At 33.6% G+C, this 13,854-nt stretch carries 15 protein-coding genes; 14 read left to right on the top strand and 1 reads right to left on the bottom strand.

Annotated features, from left to right (window positions below; translation table 11 throughout):
• The first annotated feature begins 235 nt into the window (after positions 1–235).
• The 7 genes from DFR80_RS14345 (at position 236) to DFR80_RS14310 (ending at position 7,387) form a co-directional block, all read left to right on the top strand.
• Complete coding sequence (locus DFR80_RS14345; protein ID WP_114490395.1) at positions 236–1,723, top strand: TrkH family potassium uptake protein; 1,488 nt, start codon at positions 236–238, stop codon at positions 1,721–1,723.
• A gap of 314 nt (positions 1,724–2,037) precedes the next feature.
• Entirely contained in the window at positions 2,038–2,598 is a 561-nt protein-coding gene (locus DFR80_RS14335) for a sugar O-acetyltransferase (RefSeq protein ID WP_114490394.1), read from the top strand.
• 58 nt (positions 2,599–2,656) lie between these two features.
• Complete coding sequence (locus tag DFR80_RS14330) at positions 2,657–3,409, top strand: hypothetical protein (RefSeq protein ID WP_114490393.1); 753 nt, start codon at positions 2,657–2,659, stop codon at positions 3,407–3,409.
• A gap of 35 nt (positions 3,410–3,444) precedes the next feature.
• Positions 3,445–3,783, top strand: a complete 339-nt coding sequence (locus DFR80_RS14325) for a phenylpyruvate tautomerase MIF-related protein (protein ID WP_114490392.1) — start codon at positions 3,445–3,447, stop codon at positions 3,781–3,783.
• 15 nt (positions 3,784–3,798) lie between these two features.
• Positions 3,799–4,764, top strand: coding sequence for a zinc transporter ZntB (locus DFR80_RS14320; RefSeq protein ID WP_114490391.1), 966 nt, complete (start codon positions 3,799–3,801; stop codon positions 4,762–4,764).
• 57 nt (positions 4,765–4,821) lie between these two features.
• Positions 4,822–6,258 carry a nicotinate phosphoribosyltransferase gene (locus tag DFR80_RS14315; RefSeq protein WP_114490397.1) on the top strand — a complete coding sequence of 479 codons (1,437 nt, stop codon included), beginning with the start codon at positions 4,822–4,824 and terminating at the stop codon, positions 6,256–6,258.
• A gap of 49 nt (positions 6,259–6,307) precedes the next feature.
• Positions 6,308–7,387: an ADP-ribosylglycohydrolase family protein gene (locus tag DFR80_RS14310; RefSeq protein WP_233493928.1), complete on the top strand. Its 1,080-nt coding sequence runs from the start codon at positions 6,308–6,310 to the stop codon at positions 7,385–7,387.
• 65 nt (positions 7,388–7,452) lie between these two features.
• Here DFR80_RS14310 and DFR80_RS14305 read toward each other — a convergent pair whose 3' ends face one another.
• The gene (locus DFR80_RS14305; protein ID WP_114490389.1) at positions 7,453–8,340 is read right to left on the bottom strand and encodes a LysR family transcriptional regulator; all 888 of its coding nucleotides are present in this window, start codon (positions 8,338–8,340) and stop codon (positions 7,453–7,455) included.
• A 107-nt stretch (positions 8,341–8,447) separates the two neighbouring features.
• Here DFR80_RS14305 and DFR80_RS14300 point away from each other — a divergent pair, with 107 nt between their 5' ends.
• The 7 genes from DFR80_RS14300 to DFR80_RS14270 all read left to right on the top strand — a co-directional run bounded on the left by DFR80_RS14300 (position 8,448) and on the right by DFR80_RS14270 (position 13,599).
• Complete coding sequence (locus tag DFR80_RS14300) at positions 8,448–9,467, top strand: YeiH family protein (protein ID WP_114490388.1); 1,020 nt, start codon at positions 8,448–8,450, stop codon at positions 9,465–9,467.
• A 55-nt stretch (positions 9,468–9,522) separates the two neighbouring features.
• Entirely contained in the window at positions 9,523–10,509 is a 987-nt protein-coding gene (locus DFR80_RS14295) for a YhdH/YhfP family quinone oxidoreductase (RefSeq protein ID WP_114490387.1), read from the top strand.
• A gap of 257 nt (positions 10,510–10,766) precedes the next feature.
• The gene (locus tag DFR80_RS14290; protein ID WP_114490386.1) at positions 10,767–11,318 is read left to right on the top strand and encodes a DUF305 domain-containing protein; all 552 of its coding nucleotides are present in this window, start codon (positions 10,767–10,769) and stop codon (positions 11,316–11,318) included.
• A gap of 79 nt (positions 11,319–11,397) precedes the next feature.
• Entirely contained in the window at positions 11,398–11,679 is a 282-nt protein-coding gene (locus DFR80_RS14285) for an SHOCT domain-containing protein (RefSeq protein ID WP_114490385.1), read from the top strand.
• Positions 11,680–11,719: 40 nt separating this feature from the next.
• Positions 11,720–12,106 (top strand): DUF302 domain-containing protein, encoded by a 387-nt coding sequence (locus DFR80_RS14280; RefSeq protein WP_114490384.1) that lies wholly within the window; start codon positions 11,720–11,722, stop codon positions 12,104–12,106.
• Between the two features lie 187 nt (positions 12,107–12,293).
• Positions 12,294–13,022 carry an HD family phosphohydrolase gene (locus DFR80_RS14275; protein ID WP_233493924.1) on the top strand — a complete coding sequence of 243 codons (729 nt, stop codon included), beginning with the start codon at positions 12,294–12,296 and terminating at the stop codon, positions 13,020–13,022.
• A gap of 76 nt (positions 13,023–13,098) precedes the next feature.
• The gene (locus DFR80_RS14270) at positions 13,099–13,599 is read left to right on the top strand and encodes a methylated-DNA--[protein]-cysteine S-methyltransferase (RefSeq protein ID WP_114490383.1); all 501 of its coding nucleotides are present in this window, start codon (positions 13,099–13,101) and stop codon (positions 13,597–13,599) included.
• The last annotated feature ends 255 nt before the right edge of the window (positions 13,600–13,854 follow it).

Here is a 13,854-nt window from a genome sequence, read left to right as displayed (position 1 = left end):
AATGTTTTTGTGGTTATTAACATTATACAAAAGGTACAGGTATGTGTCTATTTTTTTATCAAATCACCGCGTGCATTTAATTATACAATTTATCATGTTTTCTAATTGTATTTTAGACTACAAAATACTTAGATATAATTTTTATTTTAGAAAAATATTTACACTTAAGCCTGTTGTTTATAATAAAAGCCCTGTATAATAAAAGTAGTTAAATTTATTTTGGGAGGGATAGTTTGTGTTTAAATCGACTCGCTTAAATACAATTACATATTATCTCAGTCAGCTTTTATTTCTGCTGGCACCAATGATGATTATACCTTTAATTATCTCTCTATTTTATGATGAAGGGAATCAATTATATCAGGCATATTATTTTGCAGTATTATTTACAGGACTTGCTGCCTTTTTCCTGAGGGCTCTGGCGCAGAAAAATAATATTAAAATGAATCTTACAACAGCTATGCTGCTCTGTGCTTTCAGCTGGATTATTGTTTCTTTATTTGGTGCTCTTCCCTTTATAATTGGAGTTGAAAAAACATTTATTGATGCTTTATTTGAGTCAACTGCTGGTTTTACTTCTGCCGGTCTTACAGTTTTTAGTGGACTTGATCTGCTTCCAAAGTCGATTATTTTTTGGCGTAGTTTAATGCAATTTCTTGGGGGACTTGGTATCTTAACATTTTTTCTACTAATTGCCAGTCGGGCAGGAGGAGAGACCTGGCAGTTTTTTAGTGCTGAAGGTCATAAATTTAATGTTTCCAGACCGGTTCCCAATATATATAGAACAGTCAAGATACTCTGGAGTATTTATATTTTCTTTATTCTGGCGGAAACAGTTATTTTAAAGCTGCTTGGACTCAGTTTTTTTGATGCATTAACCCACAGTTTTACGACTATTTCTACTGGTGGCTTCTCACACTATGATCAGAGTATCGGCTATTTTGCTGCCAGCGGATTTGAGAATTATATTTTAATTGAATATGTAATTATCTTCTTTATGTTTCTGGGTGGTGTTAATTTTCTACTCCACTATCGACTTTTTACCGGGGATTTTAAAGGGGTTATCAATAATGGGGAATTTAAAACTTATTCTAAAATAGTAATATATTCAGCTGTCATAATTTCTGCAGCTGTAATTATTTTAAAAACAGCTGACAGTTCTGCTGAAGAAATTTTTAGGAAAAGTCTTTTTCAAATTACAGCTCTATTAACAACAACCGGTTTTAGCACTCAAAATATAAACTCCAGCTTTTTTCCAGCTGCAGTTAAAATGTTTTTTCTGATTTTAATGCTGATTGGTGGGAGTATTGGTTCGACCTCTGGGGGAATTAAAGTCATGAGAATTAAAATATTGGGCAGACTTTTTAAAAGGGATATTAAAAAAATCTATTATCCTGCTCATGCTGTGCTGCCGGTAACTGTAGATAAACAGATACTGGATAAAGATGAAATTTTTAAACTGACCGGCTTATTTTCATTCTGGCTCTTTTTAATTGCAGCCGGAGGGATTATAACTGCCTTATTTTCAGATCTTAGCAGCTGGGAGGCTTATTCAACAATGTTTTCAGCAGTCGGTAATATAGGACCTTCTTTTATTGCTGTCGATAAACTGGTATCTCTATCTCCAGTTGTTAAAATAGTTCAGATAGTGGGAATGATTGCCGGTAGGCTTGAAATTATTCCTTTAATTATTCTACTCAATCCTAAGGCCTGGAAATCATAAAATGAGATTGCACCAAATCCTGGCTGTTTTTTCAGATGTTGCTATGATGTGAATCGCTGGTATGAATAATCTGATAAACAAAAAGCCAGAAACCTTCTTATTAACTAGAAGATTTCTGGCTTCTAATAATTTTTTAAATAACTTTAATACTTTATCTTGCCTGGCGCAATCTTTTTATTCTTTCTGCTGTAGGAGGATGAGAGCTAAATAATTTGGCCATTCACTCACCGAAAAGGGGTTTTCAAATAGAGGAATTTCTTTCTTTTTGTTTAAATATGGATATAGATAGTAAATAAATATAAAAGGTGGTTATTATGAAAACAGAAAAAGAAAAAATGTTAGCAGGAGAGATGTACAACCCTCACTGTGAGGAATTAATAGAAGATAGAGCTCGAGCAAAGGATTTGTGCTATAAGTATAATAATCTGGCACCACAGGAAGGTGAAAAGAAAAAGCTGATTTTAAAAGAACTGCTTCAGACAGATAAAGAACCCTACATAGAGCCCAATTTTTACTGTGATTATGGCTATAACATCAAAGTTGGTGAGAGATTTTATGCAAACCATAACTGTGTTATGCTCGATGTAAATACAATTACAATTGGAACTAATGTAATGCTGGGACCTGCAGTTCAGATCTATACAGCAACTCATCCTTTAAAGGAAAATGCCCGCAATTCAGGTCGGGAACTTGGCTATCCAGTTGAAATTGGTGACAATGTCTGGATTGGTGGGGGAGCTATTATTCAGCCGGGAGTAAAAATTGGTGATAATGCTGTGATTGGAGCCGGGGCAGTTGTGACTAAGGATGTACCGGCAGATCATTTTGTTGGAGGAAATCCGGCCCGGGTAATTAAAGAAATTGACAACAGCTAAATTTTAGATTTCTTTTGTCACCTGTCTGGATAAATTTCTTGGCTGAGGAGGTTAAATTTTGGATGCTACAACTATAGCAATTATATTTATTGTTCTTTCAGCATTATTGGCAGTTGTGTTAAGAAAAATAAAAAAAGATAAATGTCTTAAGGATTTTAGAGATGATCTGGTCACTCTAGAACTTTTAAATGGTCAGCAGTATAAGGGAGAATTGAATTTAAAAAGTTCAGGCTTAAAGTTTAACTATCCAGAAATGCTTGAGGATGATCAGAATCTAAAATTTTTAAGCTTTCTGCTCTATAAAAATGAATATCCAGATATTCAGGCAGTTGTCCGTTATCACAAAGATTTGACTGAAGAAGGAAAAAAGTTAAGAGAAGAAGATTTCAAAAAAACATTTCATCCTTCCCGCTGGCGCAGGGTCAGGCGCTCTATTTTAAATTTCTTAAAAATTATTAAAGATGCTGTAATTGAAATAATCAATCTACTGACAAGCCATTTTTCCAAAACAACTCCTGTTGGAGCAGCTATCAGCAGTAATGATAAAGAAGTTAATAAGATGAAAAATGAACTCTACGGACTGGTTGAAACTTCCTATGAGCCACTGCTTGAGGATTATATTGGAGAAAGAGTAATTTTAGAGCTTAAAAGGGGCAGTGAATGGGTTAAATATAATGGAGTTTTAAAGGATTATACAGCCGAATTCATTGAGCTGATTGATGTAGATTATGCTCCTGAAACCAGCGGCAGAATTGATGCTGATTTAATAGTTTTAAGGAAATATGGTATAGTTCGCAATTTAAGTGAATAAAGATAATTCAACTAAAATTAAAAGGAGTGGTTTTAATGCCATTTATTAAAGTTCAGACAAATCAAAAAGTAAAAAGAGAAGAAGAATTATTAAAAAAATTATCAGCTGAGATGGCAAAACAGCTTAGCAAGCCGGAATCATATATTATGACAGCTCTGGAGGCTGAGCTGAAGATGACTTTTGGCGGCAGCACTGAAAAAACAGCCTTTATTGAAGTTAAAAGTATTGGTTTAAAGCAGTCAATGACCGAAGAACTGTCTCAATTTATCTGTGAATTCATAGAAAAAGAGCTGGAAATAGAACAGGATAGAATTTATATTGAATTTGCCGATGCCCCGGGGTCAATGTGGGGCTGGGATGGAGGCACCTTTTAGTTAAAGGGGGTATTTATGGCTGCACTGATTACAGGTTATTATGTAGAAAAAGATTATATTAAAAAGATGGAGAATTTAACTGAAGAAATTTCCAATAAAACTCAAGCTTCCTTTAGCTGGTATCACCTCAATGTGCTGGAAGCAGAAGCAAAAGAGTGGTTAAAAGAAAAAAGTGGCTTATCTGATATTGTAGTTAAAGAACTGATTTCCGAAGAAACCAGACCCCGGGTTTTAAAAGATGAGGACGGTATTTTAATTAACCTGAGAGGCTTAAATTTAAATCCTGACTCAGATGAAGAAGATATGGTTTCTCTGCATATGTGGATTGAGCCCGGCAGAATAATTACTACCCGCAGTGAGCGAGTATTTACAATTGATGATATCGATAAAAGTTATCAGAGTGGTGATGGTCCCCGAAATACTGCTGATTTTTTAATCAGGGTGCTTGATGGTGTGATAGATCGGATTAGTGATTATATCTATGATATTGAAGAACAGATTGATGAGATGGAAGAAGAAGTTTTAACTGCAGAAAGATCTAAACTGCGCTCGCTGATTTCTGAAAAAAGAAGAGAAGCAGTTATCATCCGCCGCTATATAGTTCCCCAGCGGGAATCTATGGCCCGACTTTATAAGGAAAAAATTAATTGGCTGGAGGAAGATGATAAAGAATATATTTATGAGTTTTCCAACCGTTCAATCAGACAGATTGAGGAACTGGATACTATTCGGGACCGGGCAGCCCTGGTTCAGGAAGAATTAAATAATAAAATTAATGATCAGATGAACAGAACAATGTATATACTTTCTATAGTTGGGAGTATCTTTTTACCTTTAGGATTTCTAACAGGTTTATTTGGGATTAACATTGGCGGGATGCCGGGAACTGAAAGCAGTGCTGCTTTTGGAATTTTTTCAGTTTTAATGCTGGTTATTATTGGTATTGAATACTGGCTTTTTAAACGAAATGACTGGATTTGATTATTCTTAAATGTTAAAATCTTATAAAACAGTAAATATAAAATAAGGTTGGTGTTGATTAGAATGAGAGATTTAAGTCTTTTAACAGATTTTTATCAGCTGACAATGGCCCAGGGATATTGTGAAAAGGGAAAAACAGAAGAGGCAGTATTTGATCTTTTTTACAGAGAAAATCCCTGTGATAATGGTTATGCAGTTTTTGCAGGTTTAGAACAGGTAATTGAATTTGTAGAGAATTTAGAGTTTAAAGAAGAGGATATAGAATATTTGAGGACTCAGGGTTTTAAGGAAAGATTTTTAGACTATTTAAGAGATTTTAAATTTACAGGTGATATTTATTCAGTGCCTGAAGGGAGTGTTGTTTTTCCAAAAGAACCTTTATTTAAAGTAGAGGCGCCTATTTTACAGGCCCAGTTGTTGGAAACTCCACTTTTGAACTTTATTAATCATCAGGCTTTAATTGCAACAAAGGCAGCCAGAATCACAGAGGCAGCTCAGGGTAAGAGTGTACTGGAATTTGGTCTTAGACGGGCCCACGGTCCGGATGCAGGAACTTATGGAGCCAGGGCTGCAGTGATTGGGGGTTGTTCGGGGACTTCCAATGTTTTAACCGGTAAGAAATTTGGAGTTAAGGTCAGCGGCACCCATGCGCACAGCTGGGTGATGAGCTTTGAAAGTGAACTGGAAGCTTTTCGGACCTATGCGGATAATTTTCCCGATAGTGCTATACTCCTCGTTGATACCTATGATACATTAAAATCAGGAGTACCCAATGCAATCAAGGTTTTTAAAGAAATGAAGGATAAAGGAATTGACTCAGAACTTTTTGGAATTAGACTGGACAGTGGAGATCTCGCCTATCTTTCTAAGGAAGCCAGAAAAATGCTTGATCAGGCCGGTCTGGAGGATGCTGTAATAGTTGCTTCTAATAATCTTGATGAGGATATTATTAGCTCTCTTAATCTGCAGGGAGCTCAGATCGATCTCTATGGTGTAGGAACAAAACTGATTACTTCTTATGACTGTCCTGCATTTGGAGCAGTTTATAAGATGAGCGAGTATAATGACCAGCCCAAAATTAAGCTTTCTGATAATATTGAAAAGATGACTGATCCCGGCAATAAAAAATTGATTAGAATTTATGATCAAAGATCGGGAGAAATTAGAGCAGATTTGATTGCCCTAAAGGATGAAGTAATTAGTGCTGACAGAGATTTAGTTCTTTTTGATGCCAGAGACACCTGGAAAACCACAACTCTGAAAAAAGGGAATTATCAACTTAGAGAAATGATGAAACCAATTTTTAAAACGGGTAAATTAGTTTATGATTCTCCACAGGTTGCTGAAATTAAGGAATATGCAGAGAAGGAAAAAGAGAGTCTAGGAGCAGAATATAAAAGGCTGACCAATCCTCATATAATGAAGGTTGATCTTTCGGATAAATTATATGAGCTAAAACAAAAGCTGATTAAAGAAAATAAAATAGAAAAATAGAATTTTAATTTTTAAATTCTGGCTAATTTAAAAGGGGGAGGCTGTAATTATGGTTACTAAGCAAGAAAGGGCAAAAGGTGCTTTAATGGGTGCTTTTATTGGAGAAGCTCTTGGTGTTGGACCCCACTGGTATTATGACCTGGAAGAGATGCGTAAAGAATATGGTGAGTGGATTGATGATTATACTGAGCCTAAGTCGGATAGATATCATGGTGGCCTTGAGGCTGGAGAAATATCTCAGGCTGGGATTTTACTGAAAATGATGGCTGAGCATTTAATTGAAAATGAGGGGTATGATCAGGCTGCTTTCTGTAAAATGATGGACAACGATTTTTTGCCAAAAATCTCCGGGAAGGCGATGGCTGGCCCGGGAGGATATACGAGCCAGTCAATGAGGCATCTCTGGCGGGCACGAGTTAAAAAAGGACTACCCTGGGATCAGGTTGCCGGTAATGCTGATACAACTGAGGCCATTGAAAGAAATATTGCTATGGCAATTTTCTATGCTGATGATCTTGAGGCTTTGAGCCTTAATATAACTGATAACACGGCTTTAACTCAAGCAGATAATTTAATTGGTTCTTTAACTGTGGCTTATAGCTCAGTTCTGGCTCTATTGGTTCAGGGAGAAAAGCTTGATCCAGAAATTTCAGCAAAACTTATGCAGGCTGTGGATGAAGGGAAATTACCTTTTCACAAAGTAACTTCTGATAATTTAAATCCACCAGCTAGAGATAATATGGTTAAAGAATCTGACCTCTATGGTGAGGGGATGTTTGCCTCCCCGGATGCACTGCTTTCACCATCTTATATGGCACGAGCAGTTGAAGACCCAGAGATAGTTATTGAGCCGGCCTGGAAAGCTTCAATTGTTTATGGCATGCCCTGTGCAATTTATCATATGCTGCCTGCTGTTTACTATCTATCTGCCAGATTTAAAGATGATTTTGAAGCTGGAGTACTGAATGCCCTCAATGGAGGTGGCCAGAACCAGGTTAGAACAATGTTAACTGGAGCCTTAATCGGAGCTCAAGTTGGTTTTTCCAGAATCCCAGAAAGATTTATTAAGGGACTGCAACAGAAAACTGCATTACTTTCTTTAAGTGATAGAATGGTAGAACATTTATAAGATTTAAAAATCAAATATAACTTAAAGAAACTGCTCTGTTTATTCAATATTTCAGAGCAGTTTTGCTATATTCTTCTTAAATGATTAAATAAATCAAAGTATTTATGATATTGATCTTCAAAAACACTATTTTTTAAATAAACAAAATTGAATTCTCTTTCAATATTAAAATTACTAATTTGTAAATTAGAGATTATATTTTGTTTTAATTCTTTTTTAGCTGCTGTCTGATACATAAATGATATTCCCTTATTATGTGTAACCAGCTCTTTGATTGCATTTAAATTACCAATCTCTATTGTACTGCGAAAACTATCTGTACTTAAATTATTTGTATAAAGAATTTGTTCTAAAATTTCACGCGTACCGGAGCCATTTTCTCTTAAAATCAAGCGAGTATCTAAGAGATCTTCCAGTTTAAATATCTGCTGGCTGTATTTGGAATTTTTAGAGCAGATAGCAATAAATTTTTCATTGCTGAAAAGTCTATAACCAAATTTGGATTTATCAAAAAATCCTTCCAGAATTGCAAAATTAATTTTGCCCTGTTTTAATTTATAGATTAGATTTTCTGTGTTTTCAACCAGCATGTCAAAATTCAGTTCGGCATGATTTTGCATAACTTTGTTTAATATTTTAGGCATTACGAATTCACCGATGGAAAGCGTTGCACCAAATTTTATGTTTTTTATTCCTGAGGTGTTCCCAATGCTCTTTTCTATTTCTTTACTATCTGCAATCATTCGTTCTGTATACTTATATAATTTTTTTCCGGCTTCAGTAACTTCTAAACTTTTACCGTTATAATTAAACAACTTGACTCCATAGCTTTTTTCTAAATATTTAATGTGTTGAGTTACAGTTGGTTGTGTAATATGCAATTTTTTAGCTGTTTTCGTATAGTTTTTTATTCTACATAAATGCCAAAAAGTTTGATGTCTAAAATTTATCATTTTATCTCACCTATAATTTAAATTTATTGATTTATAAAATTTTATAATTTTATTTTATCGGTTTTATGTTATAAAATCAAGTGTGAAATCAATAAGGGGGAGATATAATGAGAAATACTACAGATTATATAGCGGGAATTTTTCTTACAATTTTATTAGCTTTATCTGCCAAAGCAGTAAGTACTTGCATACCAATGCATTTGATCAGTGCCAGCGTTTTTGCATTAATTTTGGGGATGTTATTAAATCCGATTATTAAAGAAATTCCTATTTTTAATTTGGGAATCAAATTTGTCTCAAAGAAGATTCTAAAAATGGCAATTGTATTAATGGGGCTTACTTTAAGTTTTTCTCAGGTTTTATCAGTTGGAGGGTATTCTCTGATCGTAATGACCTTTACTCTGCTGACAGCTTTTGGGGGAGGTTATATTTTTGGTCGACTATTTAATATGAACTGGAAGCTCTCTAGTTTAATTTCGGCTGGAACTGGAGTTTGTGGAGGCTCTGCAATAGCTGCAGTTGCTCCAACAATTGAAGCGGATAATAGTGATATTGCTTATGCAATTTCAGCTACTTTTATTTTTGATATAATGATGGTTATTCTTTTTCCAATAGCTGGAAAATATTTTGGCATGAGTGATCTGGGTTTTGGACTCTGGGCGGGAACAGCAGTTAATGATACTTCATCAGTGGTGGCAGCAGCTTATACATTTTCTGATGCTGCAGGTGCTTTTGCAGTTATTGTAAAATTAACGCGAACTTTATCAATAGTGCCCATAGTAATGATTTTTTCGATTATTAATGCTCGTAAAAATAAAAAACTGGGAATAAAATCAGATTATCAGGATGAAAATGTAAATGTAAAAAGTATTTTTCCATATTTTATTTTGCTTTTTTTATTAATGGTGGGTATTAAAAGTACGGGTTTTGTTTCGGCTGAGCTAAGCAGCAATATTGCTTCAATATCTAAATTTATGATGGTTATGGCATTAGGTGCCATTGGATTAACTACCAATTTTAGAGAAGTATCTGCTTCCGGTGTTAAACCATTATTTCATGGTTTTATAGTTTCTTCTCTGGTTGTAGTTGTTTCATTTACAGTGCAATTATTTATTGGTCAGCTATAATTATTTTATATTAAAAATGTATATGGTAAAATAATTTATGGGAAGTGATAAATAAATGAAAAATATAAGATTTAAGGCATTTGAAGTAAGTGAAGTTAATGAAGAATTTACAGGAAAAATTGTTGATAAAGAAATTAAAGATCTACCAGCAGGTGATTTAATAGTTAAGGTTAAATTCTCTTCTTTAAATTATAAAGATGCCCTGTCAGCTATAGGTAATAAAGGTGTAACCAGAGAATATCCCCACACTCCCGGTATTGATGCAGCAGGAATTGTTGTTGAGGATCAGAGTGGTCTTTATAAAAAAGGAGATAAAGTTATTGTTACTGGTTATGATTTAGGAATGAATACTGATGGTGGTTTTGAGGAATATATTAGAATACCTTCGGAATGGGCAGTCAAATTACCGAGTAATCTGACTTTAAGAGAAAGTATGATTTATGGTACTGCTGGTTTTACAGCTGCGCTGTCAGTTTATAAACTTATAGCAGCGGGTGTTAAAAAGAAAAAAATCTTAGTTACCGGAGCTTCTGGGGGTGTTGGTAGTTTTGCCTGTGCTATTTTATCAAAATCTGGTTATAATGTTACGGCAGCTACTGGGAAAATTGAGGCAAAAGATTATTTTAATAATTTAGGTGTAAAAAATGTTATTGATCGAAAAAAAATTGATAATAGCTCAGGTAAAATGCTTTTAAAAGAAGAGTGGGATGGAGTGATTGATACTGTTGGGGGTAATATGCTTTCTACTGCCATCAAATCAACCAAATATAATGGGGCTGTGACCTGCTGCGGAAATGTTGCATCTGCCAGGCTGGATCTTAATGTTTATCCATTTATTTTACGAGGAATAAGTTTAATTGGAATAGATTCAGTTCAGTGCAGAAGAGATTTAAGAGAAGATATTTGGCAAAAAATAGCTTCAGACTGGAAATTAGATCAAATAGACAGTTTTTCAACCCAGATATTTTTAGAAGATTTAAAAGACCAGATTGATAAAATGCTGGCTGGGGAATCAAAAGGAAGAATTATCGTTAAATTATAAATTTAGTTAAATAAATATTTATTTTAGAAAGAGTGGTTGCAGCTGCAGCTGCTCTTTTTTAGCAAAGAATTATTTAAATTAATTCATATTTTATTCACATTTGTTTTTTATAATAAATATTGAAGAAAGTTGATCTGGGTAGCACTTTTTAATATTTAACAATTGCGATATTATTGTTGACAGAGATAAACCTGAGTGTTATACTATGTTTAAGATACGTTACAGGGGTACCCAGGGGTTAAAAGGAGGAATTTAGAATGAGTAAAGGATTAATATTATTCTTAACTATATTTTTAGTCTTTGGAGCTGTATCCATTGTTTTTGCCCAACCGGGATTTGGTCCGGGAGCAATGATGGGACCAGGAATGATGGAATCAGTTGACAGCGAGTATGATTATTTGGTTAAGATGATACCACATCATGAAGAAGCAGTCTCTAAGGCAAAGATTTTGAGAGATAATACAAATAGGGAAGAGATGCGGAAGTTTGCTAAAGATATTATAAAGGTACAGACTCAGGAGATTAAAGAAATGAAAAAATACCTGGCTGAGTGGTATCCTGATAAAACAAATAATTATCAGTATCAGCCGATGATGGGCGATTATAAAGGTCTCAGTGGTGAAGAATTAGATTATGCATTTTTACAGGATATGATTTTTCACCATATGGGGGCAGTTATGATGTCACAGCAGTTAATTGTACAGGATTTGGCTGAACATCGATCTGTATTTCTACTTGCCAGAAGTATAAGAGATAGTCAGAGACAGGAAATTTTTATGATGCAAGACTGGCTTAATCAGTGGTATTAAAGAGGTATGGATATAAGTCAATTTATTATAAAAGAATTTATTAGTTTTATATTAAAATAATAAAGCAGGAGGGGTAATGATGATGGGATTTGGCCCTGGAATGATGGGTGGAGGTTTTTCATTTATTTTTTGGATTGTAATTATTGGTGTCGTTTATTATTTCTTTAAAGAATATAATAGGAATAATAATAGAGGGAATGGGAATTCTGACTATAGTCGACATAGAGATTTTGAAAATAGAAAAGAGGTTGAATCCAGAAGAAATGAAGATACAGCAGAACAAATAGCTAGAGAACGATATGCTAAAGGTGAAATCACTAAGGAAGAGTTAAAAGAAATTATTGATAACTTAAATAATTAGGATAAATAAATGATTATCTAAAATTTAAAGGAGGAAAATTATGAGTAAATATGGAATTCAAAAGAGTGTAGAACTTTCTTACCAGGAAGCTGTTGATAAAGTAAAAAATGAATTAAAAACAGAAGGTTTTGGTGTTCTTGCTGAAATAGATATGAAAAAAACATTTGAAGATAAATTGGATAAAGAGATGAATAATTATGTTATTTTAGAAGCCTGTAACCCTGCTTTTGCCTTTGAAGGTATTGGTGAAGAACCTGAGCTTGGGCTGCTTCTTCCCTGTAATGTTATTGTTTTTGAAGACAATAATAAAACTAAGGTAGCTGCTATTGATCCCGAGGAAGCGCTGGGAATGTCTGAAAACAAAAAGGTTAGGGAGATAGCAGTCGAAATAAAATCGAGGTTAAGTAGAGTAATAGAAAATATTTAAGTTACTGAATATTTTAAACTGATACTGTTTAGCTGCAGAGTTTTTTGAACTGCAGTTAAACAGTTTTTTTATTCAAGATTATAAATTTACTTGTTTTATCAGTCTTTAAATGTTAAAATTTGATAGATAACTAAGAAAAATCAGAACAATGGAGTTAAAAAGCTATTAATCTACAAGAGGTGCAGAAATGAAGGAAATGAAAGAATATTTTATTAAAGATCTTAAACAAACAGGAAAAAATGGAATTGAAAAATTATTGGGGTTCTTAGAGGAAATTGGCTTTTATAAAAAACCTGCCAGTATCAGACATCATTTAAATCTAACTGGAGGTCTTTTAGAACATACTGAAAATGTTAAAAGAGAATATTTAAAATTAAATGAAGAAATAGATGCTGGAATTCCAAGAAAAAATATTATTATTCAGGCTTCTCTACATGATTTGGAAAAATGTTTTGCCTATACGTCGGAAATGCAGCATACAATAACTCCCGGACAGAATAACTTTTTGCGAAGTCTGGTAAGAGATAATATGGATTTATATAACAATTATGGTCTCGATAAATATGTAGAGAATAAAGAATTTATTATTTCCAAAGAATATGCCAGTGACCTAATAAAGTGGTTTAAGGATGGAAGAAATGTAGCACCACCAGATATTAGAAGTGACTGGAATTATAATGAAAACAATTTACCGTTAAATCATTCAATGAGAGCAATTCTTGAGGCGACAAAGTTTATTGAACTTGAGGAAAGAGATATACTTGCAATTACTTATCATATGGGACCTTATGGACCTTTTGATGAACGAAAAAGAAGCAGAGCTGAGGAACTTTATCCTGATGTAAGACTTCTCCATCTGGCTGATTCTATAGCAACTAAAAAAGAGGATATTAACGAAGATTTAAATGGAAAATAAATATTTTTATAAAGAGATTTAAAACTAAATTGCTAATTATAAGTATTAATCCCTTGTGATTGAGGTGTTTTTAGTAATGAAAAAGAAGATAAGAATTTCCCCGGAAGAGTTAACTACTAATTATAATGTTGCATATTATAAGTCACCAATTGGTCTGTTGGAAATCCAGATAGATCAGAAAAAATTACGAAGTCTTAAATTTCAGGAAGTGAAACGCTATCAGGAAGAAAAGACTCCTCTCTTATTAGAAGTGAAAAAACAGTTAAATGAATATTTTAAAGGGATGAGGAAAGAATTTGAACTTCCACTTAAATTAGTTGGAACAGATTTCCAAAAGAAAGTTTGGAAGCAGTTAAAAGAGATTCCTTATGGAGATACTTTTTCTTATAAGGAAGTAGCAGAGTCGATTTCAAATGATAAAGCATATAGGGCTGTAGGGAATGCTAATAATAGAAATCGCATTCCAATTGTTATACCTTGCCATCGTGTAATTGCGAGTAATGGTAAATTAGGTGGTTATGGAGGAGGAGTCTGGCGGAAGAAATGGCTGCTTCAGCATGAAAAAGATAATTTATAGTTTTAAGGATGAAACTGATATTTTCTACTTTTAAAAGTAGAAAATATCAGTTTTTTGCTTTATTAGAATAAAAAAATTAAAAAGATGTATATTTATTTAATTTTTTTATCTTATTTTGATATTTTGTAGTAAAGTAGTTAATGTCAAGTATAGAAGCATAAATGAGTTTCCCCATTTTTTAAAATAGCAAAAACTATCCTTACCGTCATAATGGTAAAGAGAGTCTTAATATCTTTTGTGATCGTCGTTTTTTGT

Origin of the sequence: Halanaerobium sp. ST460_2HS_T2 (assembly GCF_003337665.1) — a bacterium.
GTDB lineage: Bacteria > Bacillota > Halanaerobiia > Halanaerobiales > Halanaerobiaceae > Halanaerobium > Halanaerobium kushneri.
The sequence above is the reverse complement of the archived record's forward strand: the minus strand, read 5'-3'. Positions and strand labels throughout refer to the sequence as shown.

What these genes read in the sequence shown, in the direction of transcription:
- DFR80_RS14300 (WP_114490388.1), top strand. Translation starts at nt 8,448, where the DNA reads ATGAGAAATACTACAGATTATATAGCGGGAATTTTTCTTACAATTTTA.
- DFR80_RS14305 (WP_114490389.1), bottom strand. Translation starts at nt 8,340, where the DNA reads ATGATAAATTTTAGACATCAAACTTTTTGGCATTTATGTAGAATAAAA.
- DFR80_RS14320 (WP_114490391.1), top strand. Translation starts at nt 3,799, where the DNA reads ATGGCTGCACTGATTACAGGTTATTATGTAGAAAAAGATTATATTAAA.
- DFR80_RS14280 (WP_114490384.1), top strand. Translation starts at nt 11,720, where the DNA reads ATGAGTAAATATGGAATTCAAAAGAGTGTAGAACTTTCTTACCAGGAA.
- DFR80_RS14335 (WP_114490394.1), top strand. Translation starts at nt 2,038, where the DNA reads ATGAAAACAGAAAAAGAAAAAATGTTAGCAGGAGAGATGTACAACCCT.
- DFR80_RS14290 (WP_114490386.1), top strand. Translation starts at nt 10,767, where the DNA reads ATGAGTAAAGGATTAATATTATTCTTAACTATATTTTTAGTCTTTGGA.
- DFR80_RS14325 (WP_114490392.1), top strand. Translation starts at nt 3,445, where the DNA reads ATGCCATTTATTAAAGTTCAGACAAATCAAAAAGTAAAAAGAGAAGAA.
- DFR80_RS14310 (WP_233493928.1), top strand. Translation starts at nt 6,308, where the DNA reads ATGGTTACTAAGCAAGAAAGGGCAAAAGGTGCTTTAATGGGTGCTTTT.
- DFR80_RS14295 (WP_114490387.1), top strand. Translation starts at nt 9,523, where the DNA reads ATGAAAAATATAAGATTTAAGGCATTTGAAGTAAGTGAAGTTAATGAA.
- DFR80_RS14275 (WP_233493924.1), top strand. Translation starts at nt 12,294, where the DNA reads ATGAAGGAAATGAAAGAATATTTTATTAAAGATCTTAAACAAACAGGA.
- DFR80_RS14270 (WP_114490383.1), top strand. Translation starts at nt 13,099, where the DNA reads ATGAAAAAGAAGATAAGAATTTCCCCGGAAGAGTTAACTACTAATTAT.
- DFR80_RS14285 (WP_114490385.1), top strand. Translation starts at nt 11,398, where the DNA reads ATGATGGGATTTGGCCCTGGAATGATGGGTGGAGGTTTTTCATTTATT.